This is a genomic window from Tessaracoccus sp. MC1679 (assembly GCF_014164775.1).
GTDB lineage: Bacteria > Actinomycetota > Actinomycetes > Propionibacteriales > Propionibacteriaceae > Arachnia.
In genome coordinates this window covers 55,844-73,577 of the sequence record NZ_JACJGB010000009.1, presented here as the reverse complement: position 1 = coordinate 73,577, position 17,734 = coordinate 55,844, and the positions used below count along the sequence as shown (strand labels likewise).

Annotated in this window: 18 protein-coding genes; 11 read left to right on the top strand and 7 right to left on the bottom strand. The window is 68.8% G+C overall.

What is annotated here, in order from left to right; genetic code table 11:
• Positions 1-16: 16 nt before the first annotated feature.
• Positions 17-1,165, bottom strand: coding sequence for a multiple monosaccharide ABC transporter substrate-binding protein (gene chvE, locus H5398_RS14835; RefSeq protein ID WP_182783539.1), 1,149 nt, complete (start codon positions 1,163-1,165; stop codon positions 17-19).
• 298 nt (positions 1,166-1,463) lie between these two features.
• Between chvE and H5398_RS14830 the strand changes: the two genes are divergently transcribed.
• Together H5398_RS14830 and H5398_RS14825 are read left to right on the top strand one after the other, a co-directional pair.
• Positions 1,464-2,684: a TIGR04053 family radical SAM/SPASM domain-containing protein gene (locus H5398_RS14830; RefSeq protein ID WP_370585773.1), complete on the top strand. Its 1,221-nt coding sequence runs from the start codon at positions 1,464-1,466 to the stop codon at positions 2,682-2,684.
• A complete protein-coding gene (locus H5398_RS14825) occupies positions 2,587-3,477 on the top strand; it encodes an ATP-binding cassette domain-containing protein (protein ID WP_370585772.1) in 891 nt (296 codons plus the stop codon). The genes H5398_RS14830 and H5398_RS14825 overlap by 98 nt, the downstream gene beginning before the upstream one ends.
• Positions 3,478-4,037: 560 nt before the next feature.
• Here the strand turns inward: H5398_RS14825 and H5398_RS14820 are convergent.
• From H5398_RS14820 to H5398_RS14805, 4 genes are all read right to left on the bottom strand, one after another.
• A complete protein-coding gene (locus H5398_RS14820; protein WP_182783535.1) occupies positions 4,038-4,832 on the bottom strand; it encodes a DUF4097 family beta strand repeat-containing protein in 795 nt (264 codons plus the stop codon).
• A gap of 12 nt (positions 4,833-4,844) precedes the next feature.
• Positions 4,845-5,318, bottom strand: coding sequence for a toxin-antitoxin system HicB family antitoxin (locus H5398_RS14815; protein WP_182783533.1), 474 nt, complete (start codon positions 5,316-5,318; stop codon positions 4,845-4,847).
• Positions 5,319-5,580: 262 nt separating this feature from the next.
• The gene (locus H5398_RS14810; RefSeq protein WP_182800568.1) at positions 5,581-6,216 is read right to left on the bottom strand and encodes a hypothetical protein; all 636 of its coding nucleotides are present in this window, start codon (positions 6,214-6,216) and stop codon (positions 5,581-5,583) included.
• 93 nt (positions 6,217-6,309) lie between these two features.
• Positions 6,310-7,647, bottom strand: a complete 1,338-nt coding sequence (locus tag H5398_RS14805) for an MFS transporter (RefSeq protein WP_370585771.1) — start codon at positions 7,645-7,647, stop codon at positions 6,310-6,312.
• A 137-nt stretch (positions 7,648-7,784) separates the two neighbouring features.
• Here H5398_RS14805 and H5398_RS14800 point away from each other — a divergent pair, with 137 nt between their 5' ends.
• The 4 genes from H5398_RS14800 (at position 7,785) to H5398_RS14785 (ending at position 13,354) form a co-directional block, all read left to right on the top strand.
• Positions 7,785-8,027 carry a DUF6458 family protein gene (locus H5398_RS14800; RefSeq protein ID WP_182783529.1) on the top strand — a complete coding sequence of 81 codons (243 nt, stop codon included), beginning with the start codon at positions 7,785-7,787 and terminating at the stop codon, positions 8,025-8,027.
• Between the two features lie 183 nt (positions 8,028-8,210).
• The gene (locus tag H5398_RS14795; RefSeq protein WP_182783527.1) at positions 8,211-9,497 is read left to right on the top strand and encodes a citrate synthase; all 1,287 of its coding nucleotides are present in this window, start codon (positions 8,211-8,213) and stop codon (positions 9,495-9,497) included.
• Positions 9,498-9,630: 133 nt separating this feature from the next.
• Complete coding sequence (locus H5398_RS14790; protein ID WP_220489529.1) at positions 9,631-11,475, top strand: beta-L-arabinofuranosidase domain-containing protein; 1,845 nt, start codon at positions 9,631-9,633, stop codon at positions 11,473-11,475.
• A 70-nt stretch (positions 11,476-11,545) separates the two neighbouring features.
• Positions 11,546-13,354, top strand: a complete 1,809-nt coding sequence (locus H5398_RS14785) for an ABC transporter ATP-binding protein (protein WP_182800566.1) — start codon at positions 11,546-11,548, stop codon at positions 13,352-13,354.
• Here H5398_RS14785 and H5398_RS14780 read toward each other — a convergent pair.
• Positions 13,344-14,051 carry a Crp/Fnr family transcriptional regulator gene (locus H5398_RS14780; RefSeq protein ID WP_182800565.1) on the bottom strand — a complete coding sequence of 236 codons (708 nt, stop codon included), beginning with the start codon at positions 14,049-14,051 and terminating at the stop codon, positions 13,344-13,346. The genes H5398_RS14785 and H5398_RS14780 overlap by 11 nt on opposite strands.
• 101 nt (positions 14,052-14,152) lie before the next feature.
• Between H5398_RS14780 and H5398_RS14775 the strand changes: the two genes are divergently transcribed.
• The 5 genes from H5398_RS14775 (at position 14,153) to H5398_RS14755 (ending at position 17,307) form a co-directional block, all read left to right on the top strand.
• Entirely contained in the window at positions 14,153-14,416 is a 264-nt protein-coding gene (locus H5398_RS14775; protein ID WP_182800564.1) for a type II toxin-antitoxin system ParD family antitoxin, read from the top strand.
• The gene (locus H5398_RS14770; protein WP_182800563.1) at positions 14,413-14,733 is read left to right on the top strand and encodes a type II toxin-antitoxin system RelE/ParE family toxin; all 321 of its coding nucleotides are present in this window, start codon (positions 14,413-14,415) and stop codon (positions 14,731-14,733) included. Before H5398_RS14775 ends, H5398_RS14770 begins: the two co-directional genes overlap by 4 nt.
• A gap of 31 nt (positions 14,734-14,764) precedes the next feature.
• On the top strand, positions 14,765-15,010 hold the full coding sequence (locus tag H5398_RS14765; protein ID WP_182800562.1) for a hypothetical protein: 246 nt from the start codon (positions 14,765-14,767) through the stop codon (positions 15,008-15,010).
• Positions 15,011-15,198: 188 nt separating this feature from the next.
• Positions 15,199-15,432, top strand: coding sequence for a heavy-metal-associated domain-containing protein (locus H5398_RS14760; protein WP_182800561.1), 234 nt, complete (start codon positions 15,199-15,201; stop codon positions 15,430-15,432).
• Positions 15,433-15,441: 9 nt separating this feature from the next.
• Positions 15,442-17,307 carry a cation-translocating P-type ATPase gene (locus H5398_RS14755; protein WP_182800560.1) on the top strand — a complete coding sequence of 622 codons (1,866 nt, stop codon included), beginning with the start codon at positions 15,442-15,444 and terminating at the stop codon, positions 17,305-17,307.
• Here the strand turns inward: H5398_RS14755 and H5398_RS14750 are convergent.
• A complete protein-coding gene (locus H5398_RS14750) occupies positions 17,304-17,573 on the bottom strand; it encodes a hypothetical protein (protein ID WP_182800559.1) in 270 nt (89 codons plus the stop codon). The genes H5398_RS14755 and H5398_RS14750 overlap by 4 nt on opposite strands.
• Between the last annotated feature and the right edge of the window lie 161 nt (positions 17,574-17,734).

Genomic DNA, 17,734 nt, shown 5'->3' with positions numbered 1-17,734 from the left:
ACCGCGGGTGCCTGGATCAGGCAACGCCTGCGTCAATCTGCTCCTGGGTCCAGTAGCCGGTATCGACGAGCGCCTCGGTGATGTTCTCGCTGGTGACGGTCACAACATCGAGGAGGTAGGACGGAACGACCTTCACGCCGTTGTCGTAATCCTCGGTGTTGTTCGCCTCGGGCTCGTTGCCGGCCAGGAGATCCTGGGCGGCTGTGACGGCCTGCTCGGCCAGAAGCCGGGTGTCCTTGAAGATGGTCGAGGACTGGATGCCGTCCTGGATCAGCTTGACGGAGGCGATCTCGGCGTCCTGCCCTGTGACGATCGGGAAGCTGTCGGCGACGGTGCCCGAGTAGCCGTTGTTCTGCAGGGCGGTGATGATGCCGCGGGAGAGTCCGTCGTAGGCCGACAGCACGCCGTCAACCTTGGTGTCGCCCTGGTAGTTGGCGGTGAGGAGGTCCTCCATGCGCTTCTGCGCGGTCTCCTGCTGCCAGCGAAGCGTGGCAGCCTGCTCGATGTCGGTCTGACCGGAGACCACCACCATGGTGCCGTTGTCGATCTCGGGCTGGATGACGCTCATGGCGCCGTCGAAGAAGAAGAAGGCGTTGTTGTCATCAAGCGAGCCGGCGAACAGCTCGATGTTGAACGGGCCTTCGCCGCGGGCCTTGAGGCCGTCGATGAGGGCCTGGCCCTGGGCGACGCCGACCTTGAAGTTGTCGAAGGAGACGTAGAAGTCGACGTTGGCGCTGTCGCGGATCAGGCGGTCGTAGGAGATGATCTTGATGCCCTGGGCGGCGGCGTTCTCCAGCTGCGGGGCCAGAGCGGTGCCGTCGATGGCGGCGATGATGAGGACCTTGACGCCCTGGGTGATCATCTGGTCGATCTGCTGGCCCTGGGTGGGGATGTCGTCGTTGGCGAACTGGAGATCGACTTCGAAGCCGGCCTCTTCGAGCTGGGACTTGACGGCCTCGCCGTCGGCGATCCAACGCTCGGAGGTCTGGGTGGGCATCGACACGCCGACGCTGCCGCCCTCTTCCATGGGGGCGCTCGCGGACGCCGTGGCGTCACCCGAGGCGGCCGGCGTGGTGGCTGTTCCGGCGCCGCCGCCACCGCACGCGGTGAGGGCGAAGGCCATGAGCAGGCCTGCGCTTGCGGTTACGAACTTCTTCATCTTCATTCGTTCCTCCTGTGAACGTTCACTTCGAGCGGACCGACGCCGCCTCGTGGGGTTGTGCGGGTATGAACGAAGCGCTGAGCGCTGGGCGAACTCCGCACACGGTGTCTTGTGGGCCGGATCTCGGACGGCGCTGTCTCTCCGTTGCGCTTGAGTCTGTCGCGCAGTCGCAGCGCTGTCAACCGATTCTGAGGCCTGACATGGTTGCGAAATTGTAACGATCTGATAGCGCTCCCACCATGCACTTTCGACGGCGAGGGTGGGGGTCGGCTCCGAAACGACGCTGTGTAGTATCCGGACGGTGACTCCGCACCCAGGCACCGCCCCCCACGAGGCCCGCAAGGGCGTGGTCCGCACGCTCCACCACGACGCCGGGGAGCGCCCCCACGTGCTGGTCTGGGAGGTCACCCGAGCCTGTCAGTTGGCCTGCCGGCACTGCCGCGCTGATGCCTTCACCCGGGCGGACCCCCGGCAGCTCACCACCGAGCAGGGCAAGGCCCTCCTCGACGATTTCGCCGCCTACGGCACCCCCAAGCCGATCGTCATCCTCTCCGGCGGCGACGCGTTCGAGCGCGCAGACCTGGAGGAGCTGATCGCCTACGGCACCTCCATCGGGTTGCCGATCGCACTGTCGCCGTCGGTCACGCCGCTGCTCACCGACGAGCGTCTGGCGTCGGTGCGCGAGGCCGGGGTGAAGGCCTTCTCGCTGTCCCTCGACGGCGCCACCGCTGAGACCCACGACTCGTTCCGTGGCATCGACGGCACCTACGAGGACACCATGGCGGCCGCCGAACTGGTGGTGAAGCACGGCTTCCGGTTCCAGGTGAACACCACGATCTGCCGCAACAACCTGCGCGAGCTCCCTCAGCTGCTCAAGCGGACCATGGAGATGGGCGCGGGCATGTGGTACGTGCTGTTCCTGGTGCCGATGGGTCGCGGATCCAACCTCGAACCGCTCGATCCGGACGAGATGGAGGACGTGCTGCACTGGCTGCACGACGTCTCCGACCGGATCGCGGTGAAGGTCACGGAAGCGCCGAACTACCGTCGCGTCGCCATCCAGCGCGACGACGCCCGCGCGGCCGGTCGGCCGTTGCCGGTCCGCGGAGAATTGCATGCCTGGCTGACTGCCGAGACCGACGCCCTGCTGGGTGAGGTCCTGGAGCGGCGGCCGCCGCGTCCGCCGATCGGCGTCAACAGCGGTCGCGGCTTCGCGTTCGTGGACCACATCGGCGACGTCTACCCGTCGGGGTTCCTGCCGCACCGCTGCGGATCGGTGAAGGAGCAGAGCTTCCGCGAAATCTACGCCGAGGCGCCGATGATGAAGGCGTTGCGGGACCCCTCGTCGTATTCGGGCAAATGCGGGGTGTGCGAGTTCAACTGGATCTGCGGAGGGTCGCGGGCGAGGGCTCACGCCATGCTGGGTGACCCCCTCGCCTCGGACCCCACCTGCGTCTACCAGCCCGCGGGTCTGCTTGGCGTGCACGAAACGCCGTCGGACCTGGAGACCGCGCCCGCATAGGTCGCCGGGGCCCCGTCGCGACGGTGTGTCCTGCTGGTCCGGAGGTGCCGGGTGGCGTGCACGAAACGCCGTCGGACCCGGAGTCGGTGCCCGCGGCTCCGGGAAGACGACGCTTGGCCGGGCGGTGCTGGGCCTGGCGCCCGTCACCGAGGGTCGGATCGTCTTCCAGGGCCAGGACATCAGCCACGCCACCCGGTCCGACCGGCGCAAGCTGAGCCAGGACCTCCAAGTGGTCTTCCAGGACCCGTACAGCTCCCTCAACCCGTCGCTGACGGTCGGCGACATTCTCGCCGAGCCGCTGGGCATCCAGGGCGTCACCGGCCCGGACGCCCTCAAGCGGGTGCAGGAGCTGTTGGACCGGGTGCATATGCCGTTGGACGCCATGGGCAGGCTGCCGCGCGAGTTCTCGGGCGGGCAGCGGCAGCGGATCGCCATCGCGCGGGCGCTGGCGCTGCGGCCGAAGCTCATCGTGTGCGACGAGCCGGTGAGCGCGCTGGACCTCTCGACGCAGGCCCGGGTGCTTGACCTGCTGCTGGAGATCCAGCAGCTGACCGGGGTGTCGTACCTGTTCGTCTCGCACGACCTGGACGTGGTGCGGCACGTGAGCCATCGGGTCGCGGTGATGTACAAGGGCGAGCTGGTGGAGCAGGGGGAGGCGGAGCAGGTCACGGGTCGACCCGAGCATCCCTACACGCAGAAGCTGCTGCTCGCCTCGCCGGTTCCTGACCCGGACCGGCAGGCGATCCGTCGTGAGGAGCGACGGCGCCACGCGCGTGAGACGGCGGCGGCCTGACCTGACTCGGGCCCAGGCCTGCAGGATGCTATCCATGGGGCGGTTTCTGTGTATATGCACAGAAGCCGCTCTGTGGATAGCAAGTTGCAGCCCGACACGGAGGTGGGAGCCAGGATGGGGCACCTCGAGACTTCACCCACGAGGAACGGCATCCTGGGTGGCGTGCACGAAACGCCGTCGGACCCCGCGTCGGTGCCCGCATGGGTCCCCGAGGGTCTATCGCGACGGCGTGTCGTGCTGGTCTGGGGGTGCGGGTTGGCGTGCATGAAACGTAGTCGGTGCCGGTGTTCTTCCCTCGCACTCAGGCCGTGAAGCGGCGCGCCCACAGCCTCGACCAGGCGCTGAAAGGATGGGCGTGTCGCCGGAACATGCGAGCGTAGGAGCCGTCGTTTGTCGCCGCCTCCAGCCTGACACCTCGATCCCTGACGGCCGCCAATCGCACGACTCACCGCCTCCCTCCACCACTGCAAGTGAGGTCAGGACCTACCCGACCGCTCTGCGCTGGTCGGCCCGCCCCCGGCTAGGGGGCAGCCGGGCCCCGGGGGCGTCTCTTGGAATTGTCAGGCGTTGCGCAGTGTGACGTCCCCGGACGCCGTGGTCACCCGCACCGTGATGAAGGGGTCCCCCTCTACGGGCTGGCCCGCCGGCTCCAGGCGGGCGTCCACGTCGCCGCTGGTCGACTGGACGTCCTGCCAGATCGGGACGCCGGTCGGTAGGCCGACGCTGACGTCCCCGGACGCCGTCCGCAGCGTGATGGCGGCGCCGTCGAACAAGGCCACCTCGAGGTCACCGGACCCTGTCCCGACCGTCAGCGTGCCGGAGGCGTGCCGCACCCGGACGTCTCCAGAGCCCGTGCGAACCTGCCCGTCGGCGTGGATGCGCTCGGCCGTCACGTCGCCCGACCCGGCGGCGAGCACGGCCTCGTCGGCCTCCTCGACTGTGACGGCACCCGACCCGGTCCGGAGCTTCGTCCGCGCCGAGCGTCCCCCGACCACGATGTCCCCGGACTTCGACTCGACCTGCACGGACGCACCCTCGGGCAGCACGGCGGTGACGGTGACGCCACGGGCCCGCGCGTCGCCGAGCGAGAGGCTCAGGAAGCCTAGGTCGATGGCGAGTCCGCGGCGTCCCGACTGCTCGACGAGCAGCGGCGGCACGCGCACGCCGACGACGTCTCCAGCTGTAGAAAACTCGACCTGGCCGAGGTCGGCCTCGTCGTGGCAGGCCACCTCGATCGTGCACGTGTCGGTGGCCTCGTGCCGAACGGTGACGTCGGCCGCCTGGACCCACACGTGCAGCGTGGTCTTTGCGGATGCCGGGAAGGTCTCGCGGCGAAGGGTTGCGGTGGCGCTCATGGTGGTCCCCTCTCAGGCCCAGCCGGTGATCCGGCGCTCGGTGCGGAGGTCGGGGCCGCGGCCTGCGACCCCGACGAGGTAGGCGCGGACCGCGTTGACGATCCAGGTGTTGAGGGACGTGCCGGCGGAGTCCGCTGCCGCGTCCGCCCTCGTCTTGACGGCCTCGGGCAGGCGGAGGGTGATGCGGGCGGTGCCGTCGGCTTCGCCCTCGGGCGGCACCAGCGTTGGTTCCACGGCGCCGTCCGCAATCTGGTGCTGGACCCACCACACGGGGTCCCGGCCGTCCATGCGCACCTCCACGACGTCGCCCAGCTCGGCGCTGAGGGATGCCGCTGCGTCGGTCAGCGTCTCGATCAGCCGCAGCCGCAGGGCGGGCTCCAGCGCGGCCAGCAGGCGCGCAGCCACGCTGCGCGTGTGCTCATCGGCAAGCGCGGTGGCCTTGGCGAGGTCGTCGCGCAATGCGTTCAGGTAGGGGTCCAGGTCCATGACTCCACTATGACACTACTGTGATGTCACTGCAAGCACCATTTAGGCACTCAACACCGGGCGTAACTCGACGACCTTGCCACCCGCGTCGCCGGACCGACTCCGTAGATCCGGACACGACGAGCCGCGGACGGTAGCCTCGCGCCATCCCGCCGCGATGGGTGGGAGTGGGATCGAGGGTTCGTCACCCAGAATCCCGCTGCTCCGCCCAGGCCGTGCCTGAACGCTGTGGTCCAAGTCGTACGGGGGTGGGCCGTCACTGTCAGTTCGATGGTCCGTCGCTGCTGGCGATGGCTGCAGGCGTGGCGGGCAGGACGTCGATCCCGGATCCGGTGGCCTTCACTCCTTTGACCAGGAGCCACAACGCAAGCCAGCCCGTCCGGCGCGGCAGGTGTCCGGAGCAATGGTCGGCGTATCCGAGGGCATCGGTGAAGGCGTACTCGCGGCCGTCCGCCCCGACGGACCCGCGCACGGCGGTGTGCATCGAGCTGACCATTGAGTACTGATGCGCGAACTGGTTCTCCTTCTTGATGAACGGAGGGGCGGTGGGGCGGATCATTACGTCGGCCTCCACGCCGCCGTCGGAGAACCGCAGGCTCCAGCCCGCCTCGCTTGATCCCGAGTAGTGGACCTGGCCCCGCCGCGAGTCGGCACGCAGCTCCGTGTGGTCGAGACCGGCCGGGGCGGTGAGGAACAACTTCCGCGACCGGGCCACGGGCCTTCCGGCCGCGAGATCGAAGACCGTGAAGACCACGTTATCCACCGGCGGGAGCCTGATGGCGTGGAAGCTCGTGTAGACCGTGCGGCTGTCGTCCACCCAGCCCACGTACCACCATTCCTTGTGCCTGGGGGCACGAACGAGGTCTGAGCGTGAGACGACGCTGGCGTCAAGCAGCATGGGCAGACCTCCGCTTCGCGGCGGTTGGGCATCACCGCCTGTCGACGACCGGATCCCCACCATGGTCCGGTGTTCCGCGCGCCGTCCGCAAGGTCACGAGGCGACGGCGCGCTGCGGCTGCTTGACGAACAAGGCGACGATGAAGCCGGCCAGCAGCACCAGCACCACTCCGAGGATGCCCCAGTGCTGGCTGGACTCCTGCGCGTCGCCCGTCACCGCGACACCCACCGTGATCATCAACCCGAACATCAGCGGTGCCAGGAAGCTGACCGCGCGCCCGGTCGTCGCATACAGCCCGAACATCTCGCCGCTCATGCCCTCGGGGATGAGGCGCGCAAGGAAGGATCGGCTGGCCGACTGCGCCGGCCCGACGAACAGGGTCATGCCCAGGCCGAAGATCCAGAAGACGGTCTTGCCGCCGTCGTGGAAGTAGAAGATGCCCAGGCCGAGGGCCACCAGCATCCCGAGGGAGAACAGGATCACCCGCTTGGGGCCGAGTCTGTCGTCGAGCAGGCCGAACAGCATCGTCGCAAGGCCGGCGACGACGTTGGCCACCACGCCGAAGATCACCACCTCGCCGAACGTGAAGCCGAACGTGCCGGCGGCGAGCACGCCACCGAAGGTGAACACCCCGGCCAGGCCGTCGCGGAACAGGGCGGAGGCGACGAGGAAGAACAGGGTGTTGGGGTTGTCGCGGCCCACGCGCCCGATGGAGCGGAACAGCTCGCGGTAGGAGCCGACGATGCCCAGCGACGGCGGCACGTGATCGGGCCTCCGGTCCTTGAGCGCGATGAAGATCGGGATGGTGAACAGCAGAGTCCAGGCCCCGCAGATGAGCATCGAGAGCCGCACGTCGTCGGGCGTGAAGTCGGAGCCCAGGACAGCGATGATGACCAGCAGGATGGTGATGCCGCCGAGGTAACCGAGGCCCCAGCCCAGGCCGCTCACCCGGCCCACGTCGGACGGGGTGCTGACCTGGTCCAGCGCCGAGTAGTAGTTGACGTTGGCGATCTCCGAGACCACGTTGCCCGCGCCCAGCAGCACCGCGCCCAGCAGGAAGTACTCGGGCGCCGGCGCGACGAAGTACATCGCCGCGCAGATCGCCGCGAGCAGCCAGGTCTGCCAGCGCAGGTGGAACATCCGCTTTCCCGTGCGGTCCGCGCCCTGGCCGAGCACCGGGGCCAGCAGGGCGATGAGCAGGCCCGCGGTACCCGTCGCCCAGGCCAGCTGGATGGTGACCTGGTCCTTCTCACCGAAGGCGGAGCTGGTGAGGTAGACCGAGAACACGAACGTGGTGATCACTGTGGCGAACGGCTGCGTGCCCCAGTCCCAGAATGCCCAGGCGACCACCTTCCTGCGCGGGGCCTTGGTGGAGGACAGCGCGCCGGCCTGTGGCACGGCGTCGACGGCGGGGGGCGGCTCGATCGTCACGCGAGCAATGTATGCCGAACGGGTGAACGGTGAGCGTCATCCCGGGAAACGTCGGTTGCTCCGGGAGGGGGCGATGTTTGAAATCCGCCGAAGTGGGTATGAGGGAGAGATACATCTGAACAAGCAAGGAGCCACTCATGCGTATCGGTTCATCCGTCTTCCTCATCGCGCTCGGCGCCATCCTCACGTTCGCAGTGGAGGCTGACGTCCCCTACATCAGCCTGGATCTCGTGGGCTACATCCTGATGGCGGCAGGTGTCGTCGGCCTCATCTGGGCGCTGCTCGCCTCCAACCGCAGCCGCACCACCGAGACCCGCGTGGTCAGCGACCCTGCCACCGGCGAGACCGTTCGCCGTTCGGAGTCCTCCGAGGGCATCTGACCCACCGACTCTGCAGCCCCCTCCCGTCGCTCTGACGGGTGGGGGCTGTTTTGTGTGGTCTCTACAACAAGATTGGACGCTTTCCGGAGGTTCCCTCCAGCGTTGTAGGGTGGGGGTGCAGGCCAGTGAGTAGGCATCAACGGCGCCCACGACGGTCGCCGGGACCCAAAAGAAAGGCAACGCATGACCGACAGCGGATTCCTCAGGTACGGGGATCTCGAGCTTGAACTGCCGATCGTGGAGGCCACGCAGGGCAACGATGGATTCGACATCGGCAAGGTCCTGGCGCAGACCGGCGCCACCACCCTGGACCCCGGCTTCGTGAACACCGCGTCGTGCACGTCGTCGATCACGTTCATCGACGGCGACGAGGGTGTGCTGCAGTACCGCGGCTACCCCATCGAGCAGCTCGCCGAGCAGGCCACGTTCATCGAGGTCACCTACCTCCTCATCTACGGTCACCTCCCCTCGCAGGATGAGCTCGACGAGTTCAGCCTCAAGATCTCGCGCCGCATGATGCTCGACGAGCGCATGCGCGAGCTGTTCCGCTGCTTCCCGCGCGGCGCCCACCCCATGCAGGTGCTCGCCGCCGGCATCATGGCGCTCGGCTCGTTCCACCGCGACACCCTCTCGGTGCACGACACCAACCAGGTCGAGGAGGCGTCGCTCCGGTTGCTGGGCTCGATGCCCACCCTGGCCGCCTACGCGTACAAGAGCTCCGTCGGGGAGCCGTTCCTCTACCCGCAGACCGGACTCGGCTACGTCGAGAACTACCTGCGCCTGTCCTTCGGCACGCCGCAGGAGGAGTACCACATCGACCCGGACATCGTCCGTGCCTTCGAGACGCTGTTCATCCTGCACGCGGACCACGAGCAGAACGCCTCCACCTCGACGGTGCGGCTCGTGGGTTCGGCAGATGCCAACATCTACGCCTCGGTCAGCTCCGGCGTCAACGCGCTGTCCGGCCCTCTGCACGGCGGCGCCAACCAGGCCGTGCTGGAGATGCTCTCGCGTATCCAGGATGAGGGCCTGGACATCAAGGAGTTCGTCAGCCAGGTCAAGGACAAGAAGTCCGGCGTGAAGCTGATGGGCTTCGGCCACCGGGTCTACAAGAACTACGACCCGCGCGCCAAGATCATCAAGGGTCACGCCGACGCGCTGCTGCGCATCTCCGGCCGCAACAACCGGCTGCTCGACATGGCGCTGGAGTTGGAGGAGACGGCGCTCAACGACGACTACTTCATCGAACGCAAGCTGTACCCCAATGTGGACTTCTACACGGGCCTCATCTACGAGGCGATGGGATTCCCCTCGCAGCACTTCACGGCCCTGTTCGCCCTCGGCCGGCTCCCCGGCTGGATCGCGCAGTGGCGCGAGCAGCACGCGGACCCCAACCGCAAGATCGGGCGTCCGCGCCAGATCTACATCGGCGAGAAGAAGCGCGACTACGTGCCGATCACCGAGCGCTGACGTCCGACTTCAAGGGCCCACTCCCGTCGGGAGTGGGCCCTTCGTCGTTCACCTGCAGGGTCGGGGAGGGGTTGACCGCTCCCGCACGACGGGGCACCATTGGACACGTATTTCAACGATGAAAGGCTGTCCCGTGGCCACCCTCCCGCTCGTCGCCCCCGCTTCCCCTCTGGCCGCAGGCCCGCGTCACCCCGTCGCGATCACCGGGGTCCGCCTGGACCCCGCCTCGCGGCTGGGCGCCTGGCAGCTGCGCAACGCCGCCGCGACCATCCCGCACTGCATCGCCCAGCTCGAGGAGGCCGGCAACCTGGACAACTTCCGCCGTCTGATCGGCGAGTCCACCGCCGAATGGCGCGGGTTCTGGTTCGCCGACTCAGACCTCTACAAGACCATCGAGGCGGTGGCCTGGGAGATCGCCCGCACCGGCACCCGTGAGTTCGACGCCTGGCTCGACGACGTGATCGGCCTCGTGGCCCGCGTCCAGGAGCCGGATGGCTACGTGATGACCTGGATCCAGGGCGTGCACCCCGAGAAGAAGTTCGCGGAGCTGGACTGGACCCACGAGATGTACGTGCTCGGCCACATGGTGCAGGCCGCCGTCGCGTTGGCCCGCGCCGGCCGCACCGACCTCCTGGACATCGCCGTCCGCTTCGTCGACCTCGTGGACGCCACCTTCGGACCAGCAGCTGACAAGGTGGGATACTGCGGGCACCCTGAATTGGAGACCGCGCTAGTGGAGCTCTACAGGCACACCGGCGAGCGCCGCTTCCTGGACCTGGCCCGCCACCAGGTGGACCACCGCGGCTCCGGCCTGCTCAAGGTGGGCTCACTCGGGGCCCGCTACTTCCAGGACCACGCCACGGTTCGGGAATCCACCAGCGCCGTCGGCCACGCCGTCCGGCAGCTCTACCTCAACGCAGGGGTGACCGATCTGGTCCTCGAGGAGGGCGACGAGTCGCTGCTGGTCGCGATGCGCGCCCAGTGGGACAGCGCCCACAACCGGAAGATGTACATCACCGGCGCCTTCGGCTCGCGCCACCGCGACGAGGCGTTCGGCGACGACTACGAGCTCCCGTCGGACCGCGCCTACGCCGAGACCTGCGCCACTATCGCGGATCTGCACTGGAACTGGCGCATGTACCTGGCCGAGGGCGGCGCCCGCTACGCCGAGACCATCGAGCGCGAGCTGCACAACGCCCTGGCTGCCTCCCTCGACGAGACCGGCACCCGCTTCTTCTACTCCAACCCGCTCCAGCTCCGCCCGGACCGCTACTCCGAGGAGAACGCCCCCCGCGAGCGCACCTCCTGGTACACGTGCGCCTGCTGCCCGCCCAACATCGCCCGCGTCTTCGCCCAGCTGAGCGGCTACGTGGCCTCCCTCGACGGCGAAGCCCTGGCGCTCCACCTCTACACCGCCTGCGAGATCGACGTCCCTGAGGCCCTCGGCGGCGGCACGGTCGCGGTGCGGACCAGCTACCCCGGCGACGGCCGCGTCGAGGTCGAGGGCCCGGCCGGCCTCACCATCGCGCTCCGGATCCCGAGCTGGGCCAGCGCCGCGACCATCGACAGGCAGCCGGTCCAGCCTGACGCCGACGGGTACGCGCGCGTCGAACTCGCCGCCAACCCGCTCGTCCTCGACCTGCCGATGGCTCCCCGCTGGACGCAGGCCAACCATCGCGTGGATGCGGTGCGCGGCTGCGTCGCGCTCGAGCGCGGCCCCCAGGTGTACTGCGTCGAGCAGGTGGACCTCCCTGAGGGGATCCGCCTGGACGATGTGATCGTCGACGCCACCAGTGCGCCGATCGAGTCCGACGGCGGGCTCGAGATCGCGGTCACCCCACGGCCGGGGGTGGGCCCGCTGTACGGCGCGCCAGCCACCGCCCCCACGGGGCAGCCGGTCACAGTGCGGGCCATCCCCTTCCACACCTGGGGCAACCGCGCCTCGGGTGCCATGCGCGTCTGGCTCCCGACCATCTGAGATGAACGGCCGCGGCGTCGGCCGCTCAGGTCCACACGGGTAGAGTGCCACGTCGAAGGAGTGACCGCTCGTGCGCAGCATCGCCAAGATCATGGCCACAGCCAGAGAGCTGTGGCCGCTCTACCTCATCGTCGTCGTCGGGGCCGTCGCCACGTCCGCGACGGCTCTGTTGACCCCGTTCGTCATCGCGCGGGCCACCGACACGGTGGTCGACATCGCGGAGGGCCGCGGCGGCACCGTCGCGGACCTCATGTGGCTGGCGGTGGTGCTGCTGATCATCGCGCTGGCCAACTCGGCCATCACCAACGTCTCGGGCTACTTCGGCGACCTGATGTCCGTGCGGCTGCGCGCCATCCTGTCGGCCAACTACTACCGCAAGCTGCTGCGCCTCCCGCAGCGCTACTACGACAACGAGCTGACCGGCACCATCATCTCCCGGCTCAACCGCTCCATCACGTCGATCACCGACTTCCTCCAGACCTTCAGCAACGGCTTCTTCCCGACCGTGGTGACACTGCTCGCGGTGCTCGTCATCACGGCGTTCTACTCGCCGTGGCTGACGATCCTGCTCATCCTCATCTACCCGACCTTCGTGTGGCTGACGGCCAGGACGTCGAAGAAGTGGCAGGTGTGGGAGAAGCAGAAGAACGACCACTACGACATCTCAGGCGGCCGCTTCTCCGAGGTGATCGGACAGATGCGGGTGGTGAAGAGCTTCGTCACCGAGAAGAGCGAGCTGGAGTCCTTCAAGGGCCACTACCGCGACGCCATCGCCTTGTCGCGGCAGCAGTCCCGGTTCTGGCACACCATGGACCTCTGGCGCCGGGGGGCGCTGGACGTGGTGTTCTTCGGGATCTACGCCATCATCTTCTACCAGACGGCCAGCGGCCAGTACAGCGTCGGCACCATGGTCCTCCTCATCCAGCTCACCACCATGGCGCGGATGCCCGTCACCTCCATGAGCTACTGGGTGGACATGACGCAGCGCGCCGTCGCTGGAAGCCGCGAGTACTTCAAGGTGATGGACGAGACCGACGAGCCCAACAACGCCCTGGAGGCCGCGCCGTCGGCCGTGGTGCAGTGGGTGGACTCCGATCCGGTGATCGAGTTCGACCACGTTGACTTCGGTTACGGCGACGGTGACGGCGCCGACGGGCTGGTCCTGAGAGACATCGACCTCAGGGTGAACCGCGGCGAACGGATCGCGTTCGTGGGCGAGTCCGGAGGCGGCAAGACCACGCTGGTCAACCTCATCATGAAGCTCTACCCGGTGACCTCCGGGGCGCTGCGCGTCCACGGCCAGTCCGTCGACGACGTGCCGACGGTGGCGCTCCGCCGCGAGGTGGGCGTGGTGTTCCAGGACGCCAGCCTGTTCTCCGGCACCATCCGCGAGAACATGGCCTACGGGCAGGACGGCGTCACTGACGAGCAGTTGAGTGTCGCGGCCAGGCGGGCGAATGCGCTGTCCTTCATCTCGCATCTCCACAACGGCTTCGACACCGAGATCGGCGAGCGGGGCGTCAAGCTCTCCGGCGGGCAGAAGCAGCGGCTCTCCGTGGCGCGCGCCCTGCTCAAGGATGCTCCCATCCTCATCCTCGACGAGGCCACCAGCTCCCTGGACACCAAGTCCGAGCGCGCGGTGCAGGCCGGGTTGGAGGAGCTGATGGAGGGTCGGACCACGCTGATCATCGCTCACCGGCTGTCCACCATCTCGACGGTGGACAGGATCGTGACGCTGCGTGACGGTCGCATCGACGAGATCGGCACCCCTGCGGAGTTGGCCACCACCGACGGCATCTACGCCGAGCTGCTGGCCCTTCAGGGCTCCACGCGGAAGGCGGACAAGGCGCGCCTCCTGCGCTACGACATCACGCAGTAGCGTCGGCGCGGCGCTCGAGGCCCTCCGCGTCGAGGATCCGCACCCCACGTCGGCCCGCCAGCTCCACCACGCCGTCGTCGACGAGGTCGCGGAGCCGGCGGCTGAACGTTTCCGGGGTGGTGCCCAGGTAGCTCGCCACGTCCTTCTTCGCCATGGGCAGCTCGACGACCGCTCCCTCGGGGTCGCGGCGGGACGGGAGGTCCAGCAGGTACGCCGCGACCCTCGCGCCCACGTCCCGCCCCCCGAAGGCGGCCAGCATCCGCTCGGCCGCGGCCAGCCGCTCGGCCTGCATCTGCAGCATCCGCACGGCGATGTCGGGGTAGCGGGCGACGAGGCGCGCCAGGTCCGCGTGGTCGAACGAGCACAGCTCGACGTCGGTCTCGGCGTAGGCGTAGTTGTCCGGGCGACGGCCGAGGATGAACGACGCCTCGCCGACCACGCTGCCCGGACCCAGCACCCTCACGACGCGCTCGTGGCCGGTGTCCAGCAGGTGCGCCACCCGGACGCTTCCGCGGTGGATGACAAGGAGGCGTCTGGTCCGGTCCGTCGGCGCGAGCAGCTGCTCACCGGCGGCGGCCCTGATGGGCCTCGCGAATCCTGCCACCTCCTCCTGCTGGCCGGCATCCAGCCCGCGGAAGACGGGGACCAGCGCCACGCAGGTGTCGCCGGCGTGATGGGTCTGAGCGTGCTGAGTCATGGCCCCAGCCTGCCCCAACACCCAGTCTGTCAGGCAATGCCGAACGACTCTTCCGCCGAGTAGGATTCAGTCCTACCCTGGATGGATGGAGGGAGGTCGACATGAGAACTACGAAGCAGATGAGTGTGACGTTGCCCCACGAGATGGCCGACATGGTCCGCGCCAAGGTGGTCTCAGGAGAGTACGCCTCCGAAAGCGAGGTCATCCGCGAAGGCCTACGGGCCCTGGCGGCACGCGATCGGGCGGTCGACGCCTGGCTTCTGGAGCAGGTTGCTCCAGCCTATGACAGGCTGCTGGCAGACCCGAATGGTGCGCTGTCTGCAGGCGAGGTCCGTGCGCGGCTCGTGTCCCTGCGCGGCCAGTGACCTACACGGTTCGGTTTGCGCAGGAGGCGGCAGATCAACTCGAGGCGCTGTACCGGTACCTTGCTTCGTCAGCATCGCCGATGGTTGCTGCCGATTACGTGGATGCCATCGTGGCCCACTGCGAGGGCCTCGCGGTGTTCCCGCACCGAGGAACAATGCGGGACGACATCCGTCCTGGGCTTCGCACCTCCAGTTACAAGAAGCGTGCGGTGATCGCTACCTACGTCGATGACGAGACCCAGGAGATCACCATCCTCGGCGTCTTCTACGGCGGCCAAGACTACGACACGATCCTGAGCGGATCCGACAACGCGTGAGTCCTCTGCCCTAGGGAATCACTGATCAATCATGTCCTGGCTGCGGCGCACCGGATCGGGCGATCTGACCCCCCTGCATCTGGATATGGACGTCGAGTACACGCACCAGATGCAGTGGCACCATCTCATCCCGCCCGGCACGTCCTCGCCGAGGACAGCATTGATCAGTAACTCCCTAGAGGACACCGGTGGAACGCACTCAATTGCCGCGATGGGTGGTGCTCGCGTGATCAAGATGTTCGTCGGCGTGCCCACCATCGCCAAGCCGCAAGCATGACCGCCCCGGGGCTCGTCCCGCGTGCGTCCCTTGCCTCCCGGAGCAGGCGAGAACTCCTCGCTGCGCGGGCAGGCATGCAGCGCCATTCCCCCGACGGGGCTTGATCCACGTCAAGGAAGCGTCGGCGGCACCCCCGTAGCGTCGAGACATCGCCGCATCCAGCGGCACCGACCCTCCAGGAGGAGACCATGTCCACCGCGACCATCACCCACACCACCCTCCGCGCAGAAGGCTTCAGCTGCCCGTCCTGCGTGGCCAAGATCGAGAAGGCGCTGAGCGCGCTGCCCGGTGTGACGACGGCGACGGTCCACTTCGCCTCCTCACGCATCGAGGTGGATCACGACCTCACCCGCACCAGCGTCGACGACCTCGTGGCCGCCGTCGCCAAGGCCGGCTACACCGCCCGCCCGTCGGCGTTCTGAGGGCAGGCCATGACACGCTTGTCCCATCGCTGGCGGGTGCCGGCGCTCTCAGGGTTCTTCATCCTGTCCTCGTGGGTGGCCGGCGCGCTCGCGTGGCCGGCGGCCGGCTGGCTCATGCTGGCCGCCGCCGTCGTGGCCGGTGCACCGGTGGCCTGGTCCGCGGTGCGTGCGCTTCGGCTGCGGGTGATCGGGATCGACCTGCTGGTCGCCGTCGCCGCCGTGGGGGCCATCGCGATCGGCAACTACTGGGAGGCCGCCGCGGTCACGTTCCTCTTCGCCGTCGGACACGCGCTGGAGGACGCGACGCTGGCCAAGACCCGCTCCGCACTGGCCGAGCTGGTGGCCCTGGCCCCCGACACCGCCACCGTCGTCCGCGACGGTGCCCAGGTGGAGGTGCCGGCCGCTGAGGTGGGGCTCGGCGAGACCGTGGTGGTCAAGCACGGCGGGCGGGTCCCCGTCGACGGAGTGGTGACCTCCGGGCGGGCGGCGATCGACGAGGCCGCGATCACCGGCGAGTCCATCCCCGCCGAGAAGTCCCCCGGGGACCCACTGTTCGCCGGCACGATTGTCGCGGACGGATTCGTCACCCTGGATGCCACGGGCGTCGGCGCCGACACCACCCTCGCGCGCATCGTCCACCGGGTGGAGGAGGCGCAGGACGCCAAGGCCCGCACCCAACAGTTCATGGAGCGGTTCTCACGCTGGTACACCCCGGGGATCATCGTGCTGGCCGTCGTGGTGGGCCTGCTCACCCGCGACCTCGAACTGGCCCTCACCCTCCTGGTCATCGGCTGCCCCGGCGCCCTGGTCATCTCGGTGCCGGTGGCGCTGGTGGCGGGCATCGGCCGCGCGGCCCGTGACGGCATCCTCATCAAGGGCGGCGAGTTCCTCGAGACGGCCGCCCGCGTCGACACCGTCGCGCTGGACAAGACCGGCACGCTCACCGTCGGCCGGCCCGCGCTGACCGACGTGGTGGCCCGAGGTGACTGGACCGCCGACGAGGTGCTCGGCTGGGCCGCGCGCGCGGAGGCGGGCTCGGATCATCCGCTGGCCCTCCCCATCGTCGAGGAGGCGCTGGCCCGCGGTCTGGACGTGCCTGCCGTCCCCGACGGCGTGCGCACGGTGCCCGGGCACGGCGTGGTCGCGATGGTCGGCGGGCGTGAGGTGGCTGTGGGCACGGTGGCGTTGGTCGCACCGCAGGGCGACGCGTGGGCGGCCCAGGCGGCCGCGACCCTCGCCGACGCGGGCCACACCCCGCTCATGGTGGCCGTGGACGGCGACGTGGTGGGCGCCATCGGCGTGGCCGACGCCGTGCGGCCCGAGGCGGCCGCGCTCGTGGCGGCGCTGCACCGGGTGGGCGTGACACGCGTCCTCATGCTCACCGGCGACCAGGCGAGGGTCGCCGCGGCGGTCGCGGGGACGGTCGGGATCGCCGACGCCCGCTCCGGTCTCCTGCCCGAGCAGAAGCTCGACGTGGTGCGGGCACTCCAGGCCGAGGGCCGCGTCGTCGCGATGGTCGGCGACGGCGTCAACGACGCCCCGGCGCTCGCCCTGGCCGACGTCGGGATCGCGATGGGCGCAGCTGGCTCGGCTGTCGCGGTGGAGACGGCGGACATCGCGCTGATGACCAGCCGGCTGGACCGGATCCCGCAGGCCATCGGCCTGGCGAAGCGCACCGTGAGGGTCATGAGGCAGAACATCGTCATTGCGCTCCTCACCGTCGGAACGCTGCTGGCGGGTGTGTTGTTCGGTGGGGTGACGATGTCGATCGGGATGCTCGTCCACGAGGCGTCCGTGCTGATCGTGATCGTCAACGGGATGCGCCTGCTGCGCCCGGCGCGCGGGAATGGCCGCGCGGTCGCTCACCCGGCTTAGCGGTCGAGCAGGCGGCGGATGTCGCCGACGGTCGATCCGTGGCCGTCGGCCCAGCGGGGTTCGTCGTCGGAGAGCAGCGCCAACATGCCCGTCAACTCATCTGTGGCTAGCTGGTGGAGGCGTTGGAGGGCGGAATGGGACGGCGGACGGGTGGGGAGGGCGGCCTCGACGGTCGCGGCCCCGTCCTCGGTGGTCACGCCGTTGGCGAGGATCCCGGCCCAGAACAGTCTGGTCCGGGTGAGGTCCCAGAGGTCGTCGTCGGTCACGTACAGAGCGTAACGCGGTTGCCGGCCCGCATTCCGACGGCTGAGGTGCCGCGGTGCGCCCCTCGCTCTACCGCTGGCTGAGGTGAGCGCTGCGCCCCTCGCTTAACCGCTGGCTGAGGTGCCGCGCAGCGGCCTCGAAGCCTCAGAAACGTGGGCCGACA